Origin of the sequence: Aliivibrio sp. S4MY1 (assembly GCF_028765545.1) — a bacterium.
Classification (GTDB): Bacteria; Pseudomonadota; Gammaproteobacteria; order Enterobacterales; family Vibrionaceae; genus Aliivibrio.
On the sequence record NZ_JARACP010000011.1, the window covers coordinates 143,687 to 164,170 of the forward strand.

At 41.1% G+C, this 20,484-nt stretch carries 15 protein-coding genes, 2 tRNA genes and 1 pseudogene; 15 read left to right on the plus strand and 3 right to left on the minus strand.

What is annotated here, in order from left to right:
- The first annotated feature begins 98 nt into the window (after positions 1 to 98).
- The 15 genes from rlmE (at position 99) to nlpI (ending at position 16,088) form a co-directional block, all read left to right on the plus strand.
- Entirely contained in the window at positions 99 to 728 is a 630-nt protein-coding gene (gene rlmE / locus PVK71_RS13900; protein WP_130044306.1) for a 23S rRNA (uridine(2552)-2'-O)-methyltransferase RlmE, read from the plus strand.
- 85 nt (positions 729 to 813) lie between these two features.
- A complete protein-coding gene (gene ftsH / locus PVK71_RS13905; RefSeq protein ID WP_274419361.1) occupies positions 814 to 2,784 on the plus strand; it encodes an ATP-dependent zinc metalloprotease FtsH in 1,971 nt (656 codons plus the stop codon).
- A gap of 64 nt (positions 2,785 to 2,848) precedes the next feature.
- The gene (folP, locus tag PVK71_RS13910) at positions 2,849 to 3,685 is read left to right on the plus strand and encodes a dihydropteroate synthase (RefSeq protein ID WP_274419362.1); all 837 of its coding nucleotides are present in this window, start codon (positions 2,849 to 2,851) and stop codon (positions 3,683 to 3,685) included.
- Between the two features lie 44 nt (positions 3,686 to 3,729).
- The gene (gene glmM, locus PVK71_RS13915; RefSeq protein WP_130046866.1) at positions 3,730 to 5,067 is read left to right on the plus strand and encodes a phosphoglucosamine mutase; all 1,338 of its coding nucleotides are present in this window, start codon (positions 3,730 to 3,732) and stop codon (positions 5,065 to 5,067) included.
- Positions 5,068 to 5,218: 151 nt separating this feature from the next.
- Positions 5,219 to 5,551 carry a preprotein translocase subunit SecG gene (gene secG / locus PVK71_RS13920; protein WP_130044302.1) on the plus strand — a complete coding sequence of 111 codons (333 nt, stop codon included), beginning with the start codon at positions 5,219 to 5,221 and terminating at the stop codon, positions 5,549 to 5,551.
- Positions 5,552 to 5,560: 9 nt separating this feature from the next.
- A tRNA-Leu gene (locus tag PVK71_RS13925) sits at positions 5,561 to 5,645 on the plus strand.
- Between the two features lie 69 nt (positions 5,646 to 5,714).
- A tRNA-Met gene (locus tag PVK71_RS13930) sits at positions 5,715 to 5,791 on the plus strand.
- A gap of 164 nt (positions 5,792 to 5,955) precedes the next feature.
- Positions 5,956 to 6,411 carry a ribosome maturation factor RimP gene (rimP, locus tag PVK71_RS13935; protein WP_012549404.1) on the plus strand — a complete coding sequence of 152 codons (456 nt, stop codon included), beginning with the start codon at positions 5,956 to 5,958 and terminating at the stop codon, positions 6,409 to 6,411.
- A gap of 17 nt (positions 6,412 to 6,428) precedes the next feature.
- Positions 6,429 to 7,916 (plus strand): transcription termination factor NusA, encoded by a 1,488-nt coding sequence (gene nusA, locus PVK71_RS13940; protein WP_130044301.1) that lies wholly within the window; start codon positions 6,429 to 6,431, stop codon positions 7,914 to 7,916.
- Between the two features lie 23 nt (positions 7,917 to 7,939).
- Entirely contained in the window at positions 7,940 to 10,621 is a 2,682-nt protein-coding gene (infB, locus tag PVK71_RS13945; protein ID WP_130046865.1) for a translation initiation factor IF-2, read from the plus strand.
- 111 nt (positions 10,622 to 10,732) lie between these two features.
- A complete protein-coding gene (rbfA, locus tag PVK71_RS13950; protein WP_130044299.1) occupies positions 10,733 to 11,140 on the plus strand; it encodes a 30S ribosome-binding factor RbfA in 408 nt (135 codons plus the stop codon).
- Positions 11,140 to 12,096, plus strand: coding sequence for a tRNA pseudouridine(55) synthase TruB (gene truB / locus PVK71_RS13955; RefSeq protein WP_130046864.1), 957 nt, complete (start codon positions 11,140 to 11,142; stop codon positions 12,094 to 12,096). Before rbfA ends, truB begins: the two co-directional genes overlap by 1 nt.
- Positions 12,097 to 12,259: 163 nt before the next feature.
- Entirely contained in the window at positions 12,260 to 12,529 is a 270-nt protein-coding gene (gene rpsO / locus PVK71_RS13960; RefSeq protein ID WP_130044297.1) for a 30S ribosomal protein S15, read from the plus strand.
- Positions 12,530 to 12,879: 350 nt separating this feature from the next.
- Positions 12,880 to 15,009, plus strand: a complete 2,130-nt coding sequence (gene pnp, locus PVK71_RS13965) for a polyribonucleotide nucleotidyltransferase (RefSeq protein WP_274419363.1) — start codon at positions 12,880 to 12,882, stop codon at positions 15,007 to 15,009.
- 110 nt (positions 15,010 to 15,119) lie between these two features.
- A complete protein-coding gene (nlpI, locus tag PVK71_RS13970) occupies positions 15,120 to 16,088 on the plus strand; it encodes a lipoprotein NlpI (protein ID WP_274419364.1) in 969 nt (322 codons plus the stop codon).
- A gap of 79 nt (positions 16,089 to 16,167) precedes the next feature.
- On the opposite strand, the gene PVK71_RS13975 is transcribed toward nlpI, so the two are convergent.
- The 3 genes and pseudogenes from PVK71_RS13975 to PVK71_RS13985 form a co-directional block, all read right to left on the minus strand.
- Positions 16,168 to 17,046: a U32 family peptidase gene (locus PVK71_RS13975; RefSeq protein ID WP_274419365.1), complete on the minus strand. Its 879-nt coding sequence runs from the start codon at positions 17,044 to 17,046 to the stop codon at positions 16,168 to 16,170.
- Between the two features lie 9 nt (positions 17,047 to 17,055).
- Positions 17,056 to 18,057 carry a ubiquinone anaerobic biosynthesis protein UbiU gene (gene ubiU / locus PVK71_RS13980; protein ID WP_274419366.1) on the minus strand — a complete coding sequence of 334 codons (1,002 nt, stop codon included), beginning with the start codon at positions 18,055 to 18,057 and terminating at the stop codon, positions 17,056 to 17,058.
- Positions 18,058 to 18,274: 217 nt separating this feature from the next.
- Positions 18,275 to 20,277: pseudogene (locus PVK71_RS13985) on the minus strand (putative bifunctional diguanylate cyclase/phosphodiesterase).
- Positions 20,278 to 20,484: the final 207 nt, after the last annotated feature.

Sequence of the window (20,484 nt, forward strand, 5' to 3'; positions counted from 1 at the left end):
ATTAAGGGTTGAAAACAGCCTATTCTAACGCCATCTATTCCGGAAGACTATTTTTTGTTTCAGTCTTCTAATTTAAATTAAGTATTTTTAGGTAATGCATGAGTAAGAATAAACTTTCAGCAAGCTCTGGCCGCTGGTTAAAAGAACACTTTGATGATAAATACGTTCTTGAAGCGCAAAAAAGAGGCTATCGTTCTCGTGCTATTTTTAAGATTGAAGAAATTCAAAATAAAGACAAGCTATTAAAGCCAGGTATGACAGTGGTTGACCTCGGTGCTGCCCCTGGTGGGTGGTCACAATACGCGGTTGAGCAAGTTGGTGATTCTGGTCAAGTTATTGCGTGTGATATTTTGGCAATGGATTCAATCGCTGGCGTAAGCTTTTTGCAGGGGGACTTTAGGGAAGAAGCGGTACTAGACGCATTGCTTGAACGCATACAACCAGATATGGTAGATGTAGTAATGTCAGATATGGCTCCAAATATGAGTGGTAACCTAGCTGTTGACCAACCAAGAGCAATGTATCTTGTTGAGTTAGCGTTAGATATGTGCCGTCAAGTATTGGCTCCAAATGGCAGTTTTACAGTAAAAGTGTTCCAAGGCGAAGGCTTTGATCAGTACTTACAAGAAGTACGTAATATGTTCAAGGTCGTTAAGATTAGAAAACCAGATTCATCACGTGCACGTTCTCGTGAAGTGTATATTGTAGCCACTGGTTACAAAGGATAAGTTTTACGTTGTAGCTACAGGATATAAACTGTAGTACTCTATCTTTCATCTATTTAGTTAACGCGGGGTTAACACCTTGAGTGACATGGCAAAAAATCTAATATTATGGCTGGTTATTGCTGTCGTTTTGATGTCAGTATTCCAAAGCTTTGGGCCGAGTGATAGCTCTGGTCGTTCGATTGACTACACTACTTTTGTTAAAGAAGTGGGGAATAGTCAGGTACAAGAAGCAACTTTTAACAATCGTGAAATAAAGGTAATGAAGCGTGACGGTACTCGTTATGTAACTTATATGCCTGTATTCCAAGATCCTAAATTGCTTGATGACCTTATTAATCAAAACGTAATCGTGAAGGGCACACCACCAGAAGAGCAGAGCTTACTTGAGTCTATCTTTATTTCGTGGTTCCCAATGATTCTTCTGATTGGTGTTTGGATCTTCTTTATGCGTCAAATGCAAGGCGGCGGTGGCAAAGGGGCAATGTCCTTTGGTAAAAGCAAAGCTAAGATGATGATTGAAGAGCAGATAAAAACCACCTTTGATGATGTTGCTGGTTGTGATGAAGCAAAAGAAGATGTTAAAGAATTGGTTGATTACTTACGTGAACCAAGTCGTTTCCAAAAGCTAGGTGGTAAAATCCCAACAGGTGTTCTATTAGTTGGTCCTCCTGGTACTGGTAAAACACTGATTGCAAAAGCGATTGCTGGTGAAGCGAAAGTACCATTCTTCTCAATTTCTGGTTCTGATTTTGTTGAAATGTTTGTTGGTGTTGGTGCATCTCGTGTGCGTGACATGTTTGAACAAGCGAAAAAATCATCACCTTGTATTATCTTTATCGATGAAATCGATGCTGTAGGTCGCCAGCGTGGCGCAGGTGTTGGTGGTGGTAATGATGAGCGTGAGCAAACATTAAACCAAATGCTTGTTGAGATGGATGGTTTTGAAGGTAACGAAGGTATTATCGTTGTTGCTGCAACTAACCGTCCTGATGTTCTAGATGCGGCACTGCTTCGTCCTGGCCGTTTTGACCGTCAAGTTGTTGTAGGTCTACCTGATATCCGTGGACGTGAGCAAATACTTCAAGTTCATATGCGTAAAGTACCTCTAGGTGCAGGTGTTGAACCATCATTGATTGCTCGTGGTACTCCTGGATTCTCTGGTGCTGATCTGGCTAACTTAGTGAACGAAGCAGCATTGTTTGCAGCTCGTGGTAATAAGCGTGTTGTTTCAATGGTTGAGTTTGAATTAGCCAAAGATAAAATCATGATGGGCGCAGAGCGTAAATCAATGGTGATGTCTGAAGAAACAAAAGAATCAACAGCATACCATGAAGCTGGCCACGCGATTGTTGGTCGCTTAGTTCCTGAACATGATCCAGTGTACAAAGTATCTATCATTCCACGCGGTCGTGCGTTGGGTGTGACTATGTATCTGCCTGAGCAAGATCGTATCAGTATGAACCGTCAACATTTAGAATCGATGATTTCGAGCCTATATGGTGGTCGCTTAGCTGAAGAATTGATTTACGGTGTTGATAAAGTATCAACAGGTGCATCGAACGATATTGAACGTGCCACTGATATTGCTCGTAAAATGGTAACGCAATGGGGCTTCTCTGATGCTCTAGGTCCTCTACTTTATGCAGAAGATCAAGGCGACCCGTTCTCTGGTCACGGTGGTTCTCATCATGCTAAGCACGTTTCTCCTGAAACACTGCAACTGATTGATGCTGAAATCCGTACTATCATTGATCGCAATTATGCACGTGCAAGACAGATCCTTGAAGACAACATGGATATCATGCACTCAATGAAAGATGCGTTAATGAAGTTTGAAACCATTGATGCAGGTCAGATTGATGACTTAATGGATCGCAAAGCTGATATTCGTGAACCGCAAGGGTGGGGCGATAACAACCCACAACCTCAAGCGAAAGCTGAAGCGCCAGTAGAAGAAGAAACAGAATCAAAAGCAGAAGATAAGGTTGAAGAAATAAAAGATCAACCAACTCCAACTGATGATACAAAAAACGATTCTGAATCATCTGAAAAGTAAGATGAAGTAAGATAAATTAAACCCCGAGCTATGCTCGGGGTTTTTGTATTTAAAAGGACTAATCATGAAATTGGTAAGCAAAGAGAAAACGTTATTATTAGATCGCTCACATGTAATGGGCATTCTTAATGTAACGCCTGACTCTTTTTCTGATGGCGGTAAATTCACTCATTTAGACGCAGCGTTAAAGCAAGCTGAAAAAATGGTAAATTCAGGTGTCAGCTTTATTGATATTGGTGGTGAGTCGACAAGACCAGGGGCTCCTGATGTGGGCCTTCAGCAAGAGTTGGATCGTGTTATTCCTATTATTGAAGCGATAAATCAACGTTTTGATACTTGGATTTCAATTGATACAAGTAAAGCTATTGTGATGGATGAAGCGGTCAATGCAGGGGCTGATTTAATTAATGATGTGCGTGCACTGCAAGAACCGAATGCGTTAGAAATAGCAGCAAAAGCAAACGTTCCAGTGTGTTTGATGCACATGCAAGGTCAACCTAGAACCATGCAATCTAATCCTACCTATGATGACCTATTGGCTGATGTATCTCGCTTTCTTGAGGAAAGAGTATCAGCATGCCAATCGGTTGGTATCGCAAAAGATAAGTTAATTCTTGATCCTGGATTTGGATTTGGTAAAACCTTAGCGCATAATTACCAACTGCTTGCTGAATTAGAGCGTTTTCACCAATTAGGTTTTCCTGTTTTGGCTGGGATGTCTCGTAAATCAATGATTTTTAAATTACTAAATACAGAGCCGCAAAATGCGGTGGCTGGTAGCTTGGCGTGTGCCACTATTGCAGCAATGAAGGGCGCACAAATTATCCGTGTTCATGACTTTGAGCAAACGATGGATATCGTAAAAGTATGTCAGGCAACGTTAGAGCAGAGTGCTCATTAGTAATCAATCAAACAAATTATTAAAATTAAAACATGGAGTACAACATGGCTGAGCGTAAATATTTTGGAACCGATGGGGTTCGTGGTCTGGTTGGCCAAGCGCCTATTACCCCAGATTTTGTTATGAAACTTGGTTGGGCTGCTGGGCAAGTTTTAGCTAAGCAAGGCACAAAAAAAGTCATTATTGGTAAAGATACACGTATTTCTGGTTATATGCTTGAATCTGCTTTAGAGGCTGGTTTGGCGGCTGCTGGGTTACAAGCGAAATTTACTGGGCCAATGCCGACGCCTGCTGTGGCTTACCTTACTCAGACCTTCCGTGCTGAAGCGGGTATTGTTATATCTGCATCTCATAACCCATATTATGATAACGGGATCAAATTTTTCTCATCTGAAGGAACGAAATTACCAGATGATATAGAGATGGCCATTGAAGCTGAACTTGATAAACCAATGACATGTGTTGAATCTGCTTTGCTGGGCAAAGCATCTCGCTTGAATGATGCTGCTGGTCGTTATATTGAATTTTGTAAAAGTACCTTCCCTAAAGAGCTGAGCTTAGCTGGTGTGAAAATGGTTATCGATTGTGCTCATGGCGCAACGTATCATATCGCCCCGAACGTATTTAAAGAGCTTGGCGCAGAGATCATTACGATTGGTTGTGAGCCAAATGGCACCAATATTAACCATGAGGTAGGGGCGACAGATGTACGCGCCTTACAAGCTAAAGTATTAGAAGAGAAAGCAGATTTTGGTGTTGCTTTTGATGGTGATGGTGACCGTATCATCATGGTTGATGAGCTTGGTGAAAAAGTCGATGGCGACCAAATTGCTTACATTATTGCTCGTGATGCGTTGCGTCGTGGTGAATTAAAAGGCGGTGTTGTTGGTACTTTGATGACCAATATGGGAATGGAAGTGGCGTTACGTAATTTAGGTATCCCATTCGTTCGTTCTAATGTTGGTGACCGTTATGTGATGGAAAAACTGCTTGAGAATAATTGGCTTATTGGTGCAGAAAACTCAGGGCACGTTATCCTTCTTGATAAAGTGACTACTGGAGATGCAATTGTTGCAGCACTTCAGGTGATTGCATCGATTGTTGGCAGTAAAATGTCATTAAAAGAATTATGCAGCGGCATGACAATGTTCCCACAAGTATTGGAAAATATTCGTTTTACTGGAGATAGTAATCCTCTTGATTCTGATGCAGTTAAAGCTGCTCAAGCTGATGTAGAATCAAAATTAGGTGATAACGGTCGAGTATTATTACGTAAATCAGGAACTGAACCTTTAATCCGCGTTATGGTTGAAGGTGAAAACGCTGAGCTTGTTCAGCAATATGCGCTGCAAATTGCGGATGCAGTAAAAGAAAGCTGTTAATTTGAGCAATTAAATGAAATTGAACGTTTTTTGTTAATTTTAACTTGTCATAGTAGCCTAGTTTGGTTAATATCCCTCGGCCTCTTAATTGAGAGGGCGCTGGTGTTGCCAATAGGCTACCGGTACATTAATTAGATACATGGGTGATGGAATGCATACGATTCTACTTGTGATTTATCTGATTGCCGCAGTCGGTGTAATTGGCCTAGTATTGGTACAACACGGTAAAGGCGCAGATATGGGAGCTTCATTTGGGGCTGGAGCATCAAATACAGTATTTGGCTCTGGTGGCTCTGGAAACTTTTTAACCCGAATGACTGCAATTTGTGCAACAGTATTTTTCATTATCAGTTTAGCGCTAGGCAATATGTCTACGCATAAATCTGAAGGTTTTGATCTTAAATTAGATCAACAAGCTACAGAGCAAGTAATTGATAATACGAGCGACGTTCCTGCTACTGAAAACAGCGACGTACCTCTTTAAAAGAATTTAGCCGAGATGGTGAAATTGGTAGACACGCTAGCATGAGGTGCTAGTGCCTTATGGTGTGAGGGTTCAAGTCCCTCTCTCGGCACCATATTCAGACAAGAATCTGATTCTTGTAATAAAAGCATAAAGAAACTATACTTTCTTTGTTCTTTTCGGACGCGGGATGGAGCAGCTTGGTAGCTCGTCGGGCTCATAACCCGAAGGTCGTCGGTTCAAATCCGGCTCCCGCAACCAATTATCTAGTAAAAGTAATTGCTCTTATTAGATAAGTCACGCAAGTGGCATTCAGGGTCCAGCAGTACTAAACCCCGCAATTATCGGGGTTTTTTGCTATCTGAAACAGACTGTTTTTTAAAGAATTGGGCCTAGAGCCCTTTTTTTGTTTTCAGGGGATATCAATGACAGGATTAGAAAGACAACTAACAGAAATGCTTGAGGCTCCTGTTGGTGCTTTAGGTTATGAATTGGTCGGTTTAGAATTTATTCGTGCGGGTGAACACTCAACGCTACGTGTATTTATTGACCATGAAAATGGCATCTTTGTGGAGGACTGCGCAGAAGCCAGTCGTCAAATCAGTGCAGTAATGGATGTAGAAGATCCAATTACAGTAGCATATAACCTAGAGGTTTCCTCTCCAGGTCTTGAACGTCCACTGTTTAAAGCAGCACATTATCAACAATTTGTTGGTCACGAGGTCAGCCTTGTATTAAAGATGCCGATGAATAACCGTCGTAAATGGAAAGGTGACATCCTAGACATTAACGGTGAAATTGTTACGGTTACAGTTGATGGTAACAATGAAGAATTTGCGTTAAGCAACATTTCAAAGGCGAACTTAGTTCCTAAATTTTAAGGCTTGAAGAGGCTAAAATGAACAAAGAAATCTTAGCTGTTGTAGAAGCAGTATCAAATGAAAAAGCTGTTCCTCGTGAGCGAATTTTTGAAGCATTAGAAATCGCGTTAGCAACAGCAACAAAGAAAAAATCTGAAATGGAAATTGAAGTACGTGTTGCGATCGATCGCAAAACAGGTGACTTCGAAACATTCCGTCGTTGGGTTGCAGTAGAAAAAGTTGAGCATCCAACGCTTGAAATTTCTATTGAAGCAGCACAGTTTGAAGATGAAACTATCGAAATCGGTGGTTACATTGAAGATGATATCGATTCAGTAACATTTGACCGTATTACGACTCAAACTGCAAAACAAGTTATCGTACAAAAAGTACGTGAAGCTGAGCGCGCAATGATCGTTGAGCAGTTTATTGATAACGAAGGTGAGCTGATCACTGGTATCGTTAAAAAAGTAAACCGTGATGCAATCATCGTTGATCTTGGTAACAACGCTGAAGCGGTAATTTTACGTGAAGACCAACTTCCACGTGAAAACTTCCGTCCAGGTGACCGTGTTCGTGGTCTGCTATATGCAGTTAAACCAGAAGCTCGTGGTTTCCAACTATTCATGACGCGTTCAAAAGGCGTAATGCTTACTGAGCTATTCCGCGTAGAAGTGCCTGAAATTGGCGAAGAGCTAATTGAATTAAAAGGTGCAGCTCGTGATCCAGGTTCTCGCGCTAAAATCGCAGTGAAAACAAACGACAAGCGTATCGATCCTGTTGGTGCGTGTGTTGGTATGCGTGGCGCACGTGTACAAGCTGTATCTGGTGAGCTTGGCGGCGAGCGTATTGATATCGTGCTTTGGGATGATAACCCAGCACAATTCGTTATCAATGCGATGGCTCCAGCAGAAGTTGCTTCTATCATTGTAGATGAAGATAACAACACTATGGATATCGCTGTTGAAGCTGATAACCTAGCACAAGCAATTGGCCGTAGTGGTCAAAACGTACGTCTAGCATCTCAACTGACTGGTTGGGAACTTAACGTAATGACAGTTGCTGATCTTAATAAAAAGCACCAAGAAGAAGCTCAAGGCTCTATTGATGCATTTGTTAAGCATTTAGATATTGATGAAGATTTTGCTCAACTATTAGTTGAAGAAGGCTTCACAACACTTGAAGAGATCGCTTACGTACCTGTAAACGAACTACTTGAAGTTGAAGCTCTAGATGAAGAAACAGTTGATCTTCTTCGTACTCGAGCTAAAGAAGCGTTAACAACACTTGCATTAGCGCAAGAAGAGTCTCTTGATGGCATCGAACCAGCAGAAGACCTACTTGCACTTGAAGGTTTAGAGCGTGAATTAGCGTTTAAACTTGCAGCTAAAGGTGTAATTACACTAGAAGACCTTGCAGACCAAGGTGTTGACGAACTGTCAGATATTGAAGATCTAACAGAAACTCGTGCTGGTGAGTTAATCATGGCAGCACGTAACATTTGTTGGTTCAGCGACGAAGCATAATTATTTCAGCAAGGAGAAGCGGTATGACAAAGCTTACGGTAAAAGCACTTAGTGAAGAAATTGGAACTCCGGTTGACCGCTTACTTCAGCAATTTTCGGATGCTGGTATAAACAAAAAAGATGGTGACTCTGTATCTGAAGGTGAAAAGCAATCATTGCTAGTTCACCTAAAGAAAGAGCATGGTAGCGCTGATGAAAGCGCGTCACCAACCCGTCTAACTCTTCAACGCAAGACTCGCAGCACATTAAGTGTTGCTGGGTCTGGCGGCAAAAGTAAAGATGTGCAAGTTGAAGTACGTAAAAAACGTACTTATGTAAAAGCAAGTACACTTGAAGAAGAGAAAAAAGCTGAGCAACTGAAAGCAGAAGCTGAAGAACAAGCCAAACGTGATGCAGAGGATGCTGCAGTTCGCGAACTTGAACAAAAAGCACAACGTGAAGCGGAAGAAAAAGCTAAGCGTGATGCTGAAGCAGAGGTTAAAGCAAAACGTGACGCTGAACAAAAAGCGAAACGTGCTGAAACTGAAAAGGCTAAAAAAGAAATGACTACTAAAAACGATCAAGCGAAAAAAGAAGCTGATGAACTAAAACTTCGTCAGGAACAAGAAGCGACTCGTAAAGCAGAAGCAGAAGCTGCAAAACTGGTTGAAGAAGCTCGTAAACTTGCTGAAGAAAACGAAGCTCGTTGGAAAGAAGAAGAGCAGAAAAAATCAGCAGCTGAAAAAACTGCAGATTACCACGTAACAACGTCATCTCACGCTCGTGAAGCAGAAGATGCAGCAGACCGTAAAGATGAGCAACAGCCTCGTCGTCGTAAGAAAAAAGCAAAACCAGCTGAAGCTGCAGCTCCTCGCGGTGGCCGTAACCAACGTGGCGGTCGCAACAAGAAGCCTCAAGTAAACAAACCAACTTCTATGCAACACGGCTTTGATAAGACAGCAACCGTTGCTAAGCAAGTGGTTGCTATCGGTGAAACAATCGTTGTTTCTGAACTAGCAAGCAAAATGTCTGTTAAAGCAACAGAAGTAATCAAAGTTATGATGAAGATGGGCGCTATGGCGACTATCAACCAAGTTATCGACCAAGAAACAGCGGCATTAGTTGCTGAAGAAATGGGTCATAAAGTGGTTCTTCGTAAAGAAAATGAATTAGAAGAAGCAGTACTGTCAGATCGTGATAACACAGCAGAAGCAGTATCTCGTGCTCCAGTTGTTACTATCATGGGTCACGTTGACCACGGTAAAACTTCTACACTAGATTACATCCGTCGTGCACACGTTGCTGATGCAGAAGCGGGTGGTATTACACAACACATCGGTGCATATCACGTTGAAACTGACAACGGTATGATCACTTTCCTTGATACTCCTGGACACGCAGCGTTTACTGCTATGCGTGCTCGTGGTGCTCAAGCGACAGATATCGTTGTTCTTGTTGTTGCTGCAGATGATGGTGTTATGCCACAAACAATCGAAGCTATCCAACACGCAAAAGCGGCTGGTGTTCCTCTGATTGTTGCTGTAAACAAAATCGATAAAGAAGGCGCTAACCCAGATAACGTTAAAAATGAGCTTGCTCAATATGATGTTATTCCTGAGGAGTGGGGCGGCGAGAACATGTTTGTTCATATCTCTGCTAAGCAAGGTACAAACATTGAAGGTCTTCTAGAAGCTATCCTTCTTCAGTCTGAAGTACTTGAATTAACTGCGGTTAAAGATGGTATGGCGTCAGGCGTTGTTGTTGAATCTCGTCTAGACAAAGGCCGTGGCCCTGTTGCTACTGTTCTTGTTCAGTCTGGTACTCTAAACAAAGGCGACATCGTTCTTTGTGGTCAAGAGTACGGCCGTGTTCGTGCAATGCGCGATGAAAACGGTAAAGACATTGACACTGCGGGTCCTTCAATCCCAGTTGAGATCCTTGGTCTTTCTGGTGTTCCTGCATCAGGTGACGAAGCAACAGTAGTTCGTGATGAGCGTAAAGCACGTGAAGTTGCAAACTACCGTCAAGGTAAATTCCGTGATGTTAAACTAGCACGTCAACAAAAAGCTAAGCTTGAAAACATGTTTGCAAACATGGAAGCGGGTGAAGTTGCTGAGCTTAATGTAGTACTTAAAGCTGACGTTCAAGGTTCTGTTGAAGCTATTGCTGATTCACTACTTAAACTGTCTACTGACGAAGTTAAAGTTAACATCGTAGGTTCTGGTGTTGGTGGTATTACTGAAACTGATGCAACGCTTGCAGCAGCTTCTAACGCTATCATTCTTGGTTTCAACGTTCGTGCTGATGCAACTGCGCGTAACACTATACAGAATGAAAACCTAGATTTACGTTACTACTCAATCATCTACCAATTGATTGACGAAGTTAAACAGGCAATGGGCGGTATGCTTGCTCCTGAATTCCGTCAAGAAATCATTGGTCTTGCACAAGTACGTGAAGTATTTAAGTCTCCAAAACTTGGCGCTATCGCTGGTTGTATGGTTACTGAAGGTACAATTAAGCGTAGCAACCCAATTCGTGTTCTACGTGAAAACGTAGTTATCTACGAAGGTGAGCTAGAGTCACTACGTCGCTTTAAAGATGACGTTGCTGAAGTTAAAAATGGTTACGAGTGTGGTATCGGCGTTAAGAACTACAACGATGTTCGTGCTGGCGACCAAATCGAAGTATTCGAAATTGTTGAGATTCAACGTACTCTTGACTAATTGACTATAATTACTAACGTTATCAGTAACGTTACGTAATAATCGGTTGTTGAATACACCATGGGGGGCTGGTAATTACCACGCCCCCCATCTTTCTAAGAGAGAAATGATATGTCAAAAGAATTTAGCCGCACACAACGTGTGTCGCAGCAATTACAAAAAGAATTAGCTTTAATTCTACAACGTGAAGTTCGTGATTCACGTATCGGTATGGTTACTATTTCAGATGTTGAAGTGTCTCGTGACCTTGCTTACGCAAAAGTATTCGTTACTTTCTTCTGTGTAGGTGACCAAACGCCTGAATCTTGCCTAGCTGCACTGAAAGAGCATGAAGTTCCAGTTCGTATGTTACTTGGTAAGCGTATCCGTCACCGTCTAACGCCTGAAGTTCGTTTTACTTATGACAACACGCTTGTTGAAGGTATGCGTATGTCAAACTTAGTTACGGATGTGATGAATACCGATAAGCGTAAGATGGCTGAATCTGGTCGTTCTGAATCAGATGAAGGTGAAGAGTAATGGCTCGCCGTCGTAAGGGTCGTCCAGTTAATGGCGTTATCTTAATTGATAAACCAACTGGAATTACATCGAACGATACACTGCAAAAAGTAAAGCGTATTTACTTTGCTGAAAAAGCAGGCCATACAGGCGCACTTGATCCACTTGCAACAGGTATGCTTCCATTATGTTTTGGTGAAGCGACTAAGTTTTCTCAGTTTCTGTTAGATTCTGATAAACGTTATCGTGTTGTCGCTAAACTTGGTGAACGTACTAATACCTCGGATTCCGATGGTGAAGTAGTTCAAACTCGTGAAGTGAAAGTCGACCGTGGCCAACTTGAGCGCTGTATTGCGAAATTTCGTGGTACAACAGATCAAATTCCATCAATGTTCTCTGCATTAAAATACCAAGGTCGCCCTTTGTATGAGTACGCACGTGAAGGCATTGAGGTACCGCGTGAATCACGCAAGATCACGGTTTACTCAATTGAATTGATCCGATTTGAGGGTCAAGAAGTTGAGATGGAAGTTCACTGTTCAAAAGGAACTTACATCCGTACTATTACCGATGATCTAGGTGAAATGCTGGGTTGTGGTGCGCACGTAACGTATTTACGTCGTACAGGTGTATCAAACTACCCATATGAAAATATGGTAACGATTGAGCACTTAGAAGCATTGCTTGAGCAAGCACACCGTGAAGATCGTGCGCCACGTGAATTACTTGATCCATTGCTTATGCCTATGGACTCAGCGGTTCAAGATTTGCCTGAAGTTAATATGATCCCAGAATTGGCAGATCATGTTCTTCATGGTCAACCGGTTCAAGTGTTTGGTGCTCCTCAAGAAGGTATCGTACGCATGACATCGGGTGAAGAACGTTTATTTATCGGTGTTGGTCATATTGATGATGATGGTCGTGTGGCACCTAAGCGTTTGGTTGTTTTTAGAGACGAAGTCGAAGAAGATAAGTAAGCCTACGTAAATTGCATAATTCAAGAAAGAGCAAAAGCCTTGTGGTTTTTGCTCTTTTTTTATTGCTTTATTATTGTTCATCCGTATAATTCGCCCTTCGCGTAGTGGCTGAATCAGAGATTGGCTGCTGCAAATATTAAACAACTCTTATCAGGAGAGAATTATGTCTCTGAATGCAGAAACTAAAGCAGCAATCGTTGCAGAATACGCACAATGTGAAAACGATACAGGTTCACCAGAAGTACAAGTAGCACTACTTACTGCTTCTATCAACCACCTACAAGGTCACTTTGCTAATCACAAGCACGATCACCACAGCCGTCGTGGTCTATTACGTATGGTTTCTAGCCGTCGTAAGCTTCTTGATTACCTGAAAGGCAAAAACCTTGCTCGTTACCAAGATCTAATCAAACGTCTAGGCCTACGTCGCTAATTTGCGATGTCTGTAAAGACAGTTTGACGAAAAGGAGCGTTTATCGCTCCTTTTTTTATACCTGCAATATTATGTCCCTTGGTATAACTCTCCTTTTTCATTTCTGAACCTCGCATATTGCCTCAATTGGGGTATACTATGGCCGTTGAAATCGCAGTGTGCGTTTTTAACGTTATCATTTTATTCAACTATTACAGTCACCGAAGTCGGCCACTAGGTCGCGACTATTACAAGTTATCTTTTAGTCAGTAAACTTGTACTAGTCGCGATTGGTAATAGATTGAGTTAACACTTAAATTTTCTTAATTCAGATCAGTAATGATCCAGCAGTTAAGAATAAAGGAAAAATAATGTTCGCGAATCCAGTCGTAAAATCATTTCAGTACGGTAACCATACCGTAACTCTAGAGACGGGCGTAATGGCACGTCAAGCAACTGCAGCTGTAATGGCAAGCATGGACGATACATCAGTATTCGTTTCTGTTGTTGCTAAGAAAGATGCAGTACCAGGTCAAGATTTCTTCCCACTAACAGTGAACTACCAAGAGCGTACATACGCAGCTGGTAAAATCCCTGGTGGTTTCTTCAAGCGTGAAGGTCGTCCTTCTGAAGGCGAAACACTAACGGCACGTCTAATCGACCGTCCAATTCGTCCACTTTTCCCAAGTGCGTTTAAAAACGAAGTTCAGGTTATCGCTACGGTTGTTTCTATCAACCCTGATGTAAACCCAGACATGATCACTATGATTGCAACGTCTGCAGCGCTTTCTATTGCTGGTGTACCATTCAATGGTCCTATCGGTGCTGCACGTGTTGGTCACATCAATGGTGAGCTAGTTCTTAACCCATCAAACACTGAGCTTGAAAACTCTAAACTAGACCTAGTTGTGTCTGGTACAGAAGGCGCAGTATTAATGGTTGAGTCAGAAGCTGACAACCTATCTGAAGAAGAAATGCTTTCTGCTGTTGTGTTTGGTCACGAACAACAACAAGTAGTAATCAAAGCTATCAACGAGTTTGCTGCTGAAGTTGCTACTCCTGCTTGGGATTGGACTGCTCCAGAAGTAAACACAGAGCTTAAAGCACAAGTTGCTGAGCTTGCAGAAACTCGTCTTTCTGAAGCGTACCAAATCACTGAAAAAATGGCGCGTTACGAGCAAGTTGGCGTAATTAAAAACGAAGCTGTTGAAGCACTTCTAGCTCAAAACGAAGAACTAGACGAGCGCGAAATCCGTGGCATGCTTGGTTCTTTAGAGAAAAAAGTAGTACGTAGCCGCATTATTGCTGGTCATCCACGTATCGATGGTCGTGAAAAAGACATGGTTCGTGCGCTAGACGTACGTACTGGTGTTCTTCCACGTACACACGGTTCTTCTCTATTCACTCGTGGTGAAACTCAAGCACTTGTTACTGCAACGCTTGGTACACAACGTGATGCACAAATTATCGACAGCCTAATGGGTGAGAAGAAAGATCACTTCCTTCTACACTACAACTTCCCTCCATACTGTGTAGGTGAAACTGGTTTTGTTGGTTCACCTAAGCGTCGTGAAATTGGTCACGGTAAACTAGCTAAGCGCGGTATCCAAGCGGTTATGCCTTCTGTTGAAGAATTCCCATACACAGTACGTGTAGTATCGGAAATCACTGAATCTAACGGTTCATCTTCAATGGCTTCTGTATGTGGTACATCTCTAGCACTTATGGATGCGGGTGTTCCAATTAAAGCATCTGTTGCTGGTATCGCAATGGGTCTTGTTAAAGAAGGCGACGATTTCGTTGTTCTTTCTGACATCCTTGGCGACGAAGATCACCTAGGTGACATGGACTTTAAAGTAGCGGGTACTAACGAAGGTATTACTGCTCTTCAAATGGACATCAAAATCGAAGGTATCACTAAAGAGATCATGCAGATCGCTCTAAACCAAGCACAAGGTGCGCGTAAGCACATCCTTACTGTTATGGATGAAGCAATCTCTGGTGCTCGTGAAGATATCTCTGAATTCGCTCCACGTATCCACACAATGAAAATCAGCTCTGATAAGATCAAAGATGTTATCGGTAAAGGTGGTGCAGTTATCCGTGCTCTTTGTGAAGAGACTGGTACAACTATCGAAATCGAAGACGACGGTACTATCAAAATCGCTGCGACTGAAGGTGCTGCTGCTAAAGAAGCTATCCGTCGTATCGAAGAAATTACTGCTGAAGTTGAAGTGGGTAAGATCTATACAGGTAAAGTTATGCGTATCGTAGATTTCGGTGCGTTCGTAACGGTTCTTGGTCCTAAAGAAGGTCTAGTACACATTTCTCAAATCGCTGAAGAGCGCATCGAGAAAGTGGCTGATCACCTACAAGTTGGTCAAGAAGTGAAAACTAAAGTACTAGAAATCGACCGTCAAGGCCGTATTCGTCTAAGTATTAAAGAAGCAAGTGCTGAGCTAAACCCAGCACCTGCTGCTGAAGCAAAAGACGCAGAATAATCTTATTGATTACAGTCTTTTGATTTAAAGCGTGTTATAAAGGGAGCAGAAGTGCTCCCTTTTCTTTTAAGTGTCGTTAAAAGAAATTGGCTTATCATAGGAGAAAATGAGTGAATTGGATTCGAGTTGCGTTAGTAGGCGCAGTATTAGTATTATCAGGGTGTGCATCAAACTCCTCTGGTTGGGGTTACCCACCAATGGCGGTTCCTTTGCAACCAAGCATCCAGCAAGAGATTCAATTGTCTCGTTTAGACCAATTATTACTACGACCAGATGTTGATGATATTACTCGTGCTAAAATGTTTTATGAGCGTGGTTTAATTAATGACAGTTTAGGTTTACGTGATTTAGCTCGTGTAGACTTCACCCAATCTCTTAATTTAAAACCAGATCAAAGTGATGTTTTTAATATTTTAGGTGTGTATTACACGCAAAATACTGACTTTGATGGTGCTTATGAAGCATTAGACTCTGCATTAGAGCTAGATCCATCGAATCAATTTGCAGAGCGCAATCTAGCCATCGCCCTTTATTATGGCGAGCGTTACGATCAAGCTTATGAAATTGCCACAAAACATTATAACGATGCACCACGAGATCCATATCGTGCTATTTGGTTATATTGGATTGGATTAGAAGTGGATGCGAAAGTAGCAACAGAAACTTTCCAAAAACAATATCAACAAAGAGCGGATGAAGATTTTGGATGGGATCTTGTCGGACTTATTTTAAAAGAAACCTCAGAAGATGAGTTTTATAAAAAGCTTCTGACTACCACTCGTAATAACGTTGCATTGGCAGAAAAACTAACGGAAGGGTATTTTTACTTAGCTAAGCGTTATCAACATGAAGGCGATTACTCTAATGCGATTGCTCTGTATAAATTAGCAATGGCAGGCAATGTGTATGAATATGTTGAGCATCGTTACTCTTTTGTTGAGCTTGGTAAAATCTATCAATCATTACGCGAGTTACAAGAGCAGAAGATAAAAGAACAGCAAGCATTAGAATCGAAAGAAGCACCTGTTGTTGAAAGTACAGAAAAAGAAGTGTTAAAAGAAGAAGCGTTAGCGGAATAACTCTGTATTTAGTATTTATGAAAGCCCTTATTTCTAAGTGAAGTAAGGGCTTTTTGTTTATGAAGGACTATCTAATTAATTAGATTTGGACATCTAGTCCTGCGATATTGTGCCAATAACCATTGCATTGACGAGCATCTTTTAGCGCAAACTTTTCAATACCTGCTTCATTAGTTTTAAATTTAGATACTTCGCTAAAGGTTTCTACACTTAATGGGCTTAATCGCACCACATCAACCAACTTTTCCATACTTGGTAAGTCATTGATAAGGTTATAGCAGTAGCCTGATTGGGTTTGAATACCATTTAAAGTAAAGACTTCTTGCCCTTCTTGGCTATTTACAGTGATGCCATTTGGGTACTTGATACAACAAGTCTCACACTCATCTTTTGGTTTGTTTTCAGCTCTTGCGGTAAAGCAGCGAGCTGAATAAGCCAGTGGTAAGTAACCGTAGCTGAATACTTCAGTTTCAAACTTATCGCGAATGCCCAATTCATCGCATTGAATTAATACGTTTTGTAGCCATTCGCGTGATAATTCAACGGGCATACACCAACGAGTCATACCTTGTTTTAAAAATAAATTTAACGTTTGTGCGTTATAACAGTTAACGGCAGGGCCAACCACAAACGGAACCTTGCTATCTGAAGCTAATTGAATTGCAGAAACATCGTTAGCTTCAATAATGAAGTCACCGTTATCAATGTACTTTTTCATTACATTGACTTCACTTGGTGCTTCTAACAGTGCCATGGTTGATAAAACGACCTGCTTGCCAGAATCTGAAATCTCTTTAGCGATAGCAAACCAATCTTTAGGTTTCATTTCTCGGCGCTTTGAGCAAACACTTTCGCCTAAATAAATAATATCAGCTTCACTGTTGATCGATTTTTGATAAAAGTCTTCAATATTTTCTTTTGACCAAAAGTACAGAAGTGGACCTAGTGCGTATTTCATAATGTTCTCCTATTGCCACTTCTTGTGATATGCACCAAGGGTTGTTTGAGTCCCTTCTGATACATTAGCTAATGTTGCATCCCACTTAGGTTCAACCGAGTAGCCTTCAGGGTTTGCTTTATAGTGATCAATGGCTGCACGCCAAGTTCGAGTCACTTGTTCTACATAAGCAGGGCTACGCTGACGACCTTCAATTTTAACTGAAGCGACATTGGCAGCAAAAAGTTCAGGCACAAGAGATAAGGTATTTAAACTTGTTGGTTCCTCAAGCGCATGGAAGGTTTTTCCCTCTACGTCAAAACGCCCCTTACAAAGGGTAGGATAACCCGCATTCTCACCTTCGCCGTAGCGGTCAATAAGGATGTTGTTTAAACGAGATTCTAGACCATTTTCTGTTTCTTGCCAGCGAACGTATTTTGCTGGAGAGCAGGCACCAACCGTATTTGGTGATTCGCCTGTCATGTATGAAGATAAGTAACAACGACCTTCAGACATGATGCATAAACTACCAAACGCAAACACCTCTAAATCAACATCAGAAGTTAAGTTACGTGATAGTTGCTTTACCTGATGGATTGAAAGAACTCGTGGCAAAACTACACGTTTAATATTGAAATTTTTCTTATAGAAATCAATCGCAGCAACGTTGGTAGCCGAAGCTTGAACGGATAAGTGTAGCTCTAAATCTGGGTAAGTGGTTGCCGCGTATTCTAGAACCCCGATATCCGAGATAATGAGCGCATCGATCCCCATTGCTGCCGCGTTATCAACGGCTTTTGTCCAACGGTTAAATCCATCTGGGTGAGCAAATGTATTTAAAGCGACATGAATATGCTTATTATTGTCGTGAACGTATTGCACCGCTTTCTCAAGTTTTTTACCTGTGAAATTTAAGCCTGCAAAATGGCGAGCGTTAGTATCGTCTTTAAAACCGATATAAACCGCATCAGCACCACAATCGATTGCGGTTTTCAGGGCAGGTAAATTACCGGCAGGGCAGAGGAGTTCCATTAGAATACCTAGTTACGAGAATCTGATGCTCTATGATAATGATAAGATAATTTTTAAACTTGATTTAAGGCAGGTTTTTGGTTCTTTTGTTGTTGAAATACAGCTTTGAAATAGAATGGTATGAAAGGTGACTTTTTTTGATTTAATTTTTCATAATCGGTTGTAATACCTAGAAAGTGGCAGGTACTTCCTAGGTATTAAGTTATCTAGTATTTGATTATCTAGAACGTTTGTTTTGTACTAATAGCGCTTCAATCTCATGTTTTGGTTGAGGTTTGTGGAAGTGAAAGCCTTGGATCGAGTCACAGTTTAAACTGGATAACAGCATCGCTTGTTGTCTTGTTTCAACCCCTTCAGCCACGATATCCATATTTAAGTTTTTGCCTAAATTAATCACATTTTCAATGATGGTGATTTGTTTAGGTAATGTGTCGATTTCACTGATAAAGCCACGGTCAATTTTTAGTTCATCAAGAGGGAAGCGCGCAAGATAAGCCAAAGAAGAGTAACCTGTACCAAAGTCATCAATAGATAAGGTAAAGCCAAGTTTTTTAATCGCATCTAGCATTTGAATGGCGTGTTCTCCATCACTCATTACAGCACTTTCTGTCAGTTCTAAAGTGATGCAGTTCGGGTCAACTTGTGTGGTTTTAAGCAAACGTTCCATGTATTCAATTAACTGAGGATTACCAAATTGCTCAGGTGATAAATTAATCGCAATACGGCCAGGTAAAATACCTTGATTACGCCATTCTTTAACGGTTTGGAATACCTCACGCATAACCACTTTTCCAAGAGTCTCAATCAATCCAGAGCGTTCAGCTACAGGAATAAAACGAGCAGGGCTAATATAACCTTCAACAGGATGCTTCCAACGAACAAGAGCTTCAGCGCCATTAATTCTAAAATCACGAGCGCTGACTTTTGGTTGATACCAGACTTCGAGCCCATTATTTTGTAGCGCTTTTTGAAGTTCAATCTCTAGCCATAAGCGCATACGCGCTTCTTTGTTCATTTGGTCATGGAATTTGATTAAACGATTACGGCCGCGATCTTTTGCTTCATACATTGCGGTGTCAGCATTTTGTAATAAGCTGCGCGCATCAGTGCCATCGGCAGGGTATTGAACACTACCAATTGAACAAGATCAAAAGGTTGGTTAATAAGGGATATGATCTTTTCAGATAATTGGTCAAGGATCTGATTATGTTCAGGCTTTGGAAAAAGAATACCAAATTCATCACCACCTAAATGGCCAACAATAGCGTGCTTAGGAAGTAATTTTTGTAAGCGAGTGGAAATTTCTTTTAACACTCTATCACCAATGTGGTGGCCTAAAGAGTCATTTATATTCTTGAAGTTATCGATGTCTAGGTAAAGCATGAAAAAAGGAATATCTTCTTTAATCATTTTTTCAATAACATGAGTGAAGCCATGTCGATTATAGATCCCGGTTAATAGGTCGACTTGAGAAACCGCGATTTGATTTTCATTTTTGGTTTGTTTTTTGTGCTCTTTTAAAATAACTAAATGAGCGGGGCTACCTAGGATATGTGTTTTTTCAACGGTTAATATGAGTTCAGCTCGGGTGCCACAATTAACGGTAGTTCTTACAATGAGAGATTGCTCTGATGCCAATTCAATAATGGTTTCGGAAAGTGATTGAGTTTTGTTTGCTGAGGCTAATAACTGCTCAATATTTTCGCCTACAAATTCAGAGGCTTTATTAAACCCAAGCATTTTGGCTGAAGCGGTATTTGCTGAAACAATAATATCTCCTTCAATCAGCAAAACGGAGTCATTCAGTAGCTCGGTAAGCTTATGATATTTGTTTTCACTTTCTTTTAAAGAATTGAGCAGTTGTTGTCGTTCTGAAGTATCAACAGCGTGAAAGACAATGTAGGTGTTATCGTCTTGTTCTATGGGGAATAAGCTAAAGTGAAGGCTGGTATCGAAACGATGATCGTCTAATGTAATTTCAGCTTCAATTTTTTCACCACTTAAGGCTCTATCATAATAAGCTTTAAGTGAGGAATAGAAATGAGCACCTAAGATATCGGTATCAGAACGACCACATAACGCTTCCCTACTTAACCCACTGATTTCACAGTAACGATTATTAACGGTAACGTAGTTATGATCCGTGTCCAAAATAGCAAACAGAAATGGACTATTATCTGTAAGCAAAGGAAGCCAGTGTTGTATTTGAGAAAGAGACATAGTGTTACCGCTTTTAGTAAAAGAAGACAAATAACTTCCAGAATTAATAATAATTATTAGTATTTATAAGTCGAACGATAAAATATACATTGAATGAATCCCTATTTTCTACCCTAAATTGTAATAAGTACTTTTTTTGATAAGAAACAGGTTAGATATCGGACAATCAATTTATACTTGCTTACAGTTATCGACTAAATGTAATGG

Bases quoted from the DNA above. Each gene is read 5' to 3' on its own strand.
- truB (WP_130046864.1), top strand. From the start codon at position 11,140: ATGGCTCGCCGTCGTAAGGGTCGTCCAGTTAATGGCGTTATCTTAATT.
- infB (WP_130046865.1), top strand. From the start codon at position 7,940: ATGACAAAGCTTACGGTAAAAGCACTTAGTGAAGAAATTGGAACTCCG.
- glmM (WP_130046866.1), top strand. From the start codon at position 3,730: ATGGCTGAGCGTAAATATTTTGGAACCGATGGGGTTCGTGGTCTGGTT.
- rlmE (WP_130044306.1), top strand. From the start codon at position 99: ATGAGTAAGAATAAACTTTCAGCAAGCTCTGGCCGCTGGTTAAAAGAA.
- rbfA (WP_130044299.1), top strand. From the start codon at position 10,733: ATGTCAAAAGAATTTAGCCGCACACAACGTGTGTCGCAGCAATTACAA.
- nusA (WP_130044301.1), top strand. From the start codon at position 6,429: ATGAACAAAGAAATCTTAGCTGTTGTAGAAGCAGTATCAAATGAAAAA.
- rpsO (WP_130044297.1), top strand. From the start codon at position 12,260: ATGTCTCTGAATGCAGAAACTAAAGCAGCAATCGTTGCAGAATACGCA.
- pnp (WP_274419363.1), top strand. From the start codon at position 12,880: ATGTTCGCGAATCCAGTCGTAAAATCATTTCAGTACGGTAACCATACC.
- folP (WP_274419362.1), top strand. From the start codon at position 2,849: ATGAAATTGGTAAGCAAAGAGAAAACGTTATTATTAGATCGCTCACAT.
- rimP (WP_012549404.1), top strand. From the start codon at position 5,956: ATGACAGGATTAGAAAGACAACTAACAGAAATGCTTGAGGCTCCTGTT.
- ubiU (WP_274419366.1), bottom strand. From the start codon at position 18,057: ATGGAACTCCTCTGCCCTGCCGGTAATTTACCTGCCCTGAAAACCGCA.
- secG (WP_130044302.1), top strand. From the start codon at position 5,219: ATGCATACGATTCTACTTGTGATTTATCTGATTGCCGCAGTCGGTGTA.
- PVK71_RS13975 (WP_274419365.1), bottom strand. From the start codon at position 17,046: ATGAAATACGCACTAGGTCCACTTCTGTACTTTTGGTCAAAAGAAAAT.
- ftsH (WP_274419361.1), top strand. From the start codon at position 814: ATGGCAAAAAATCTAATATTATGGCTGGTTATTGCTGTCGTTTTGATG.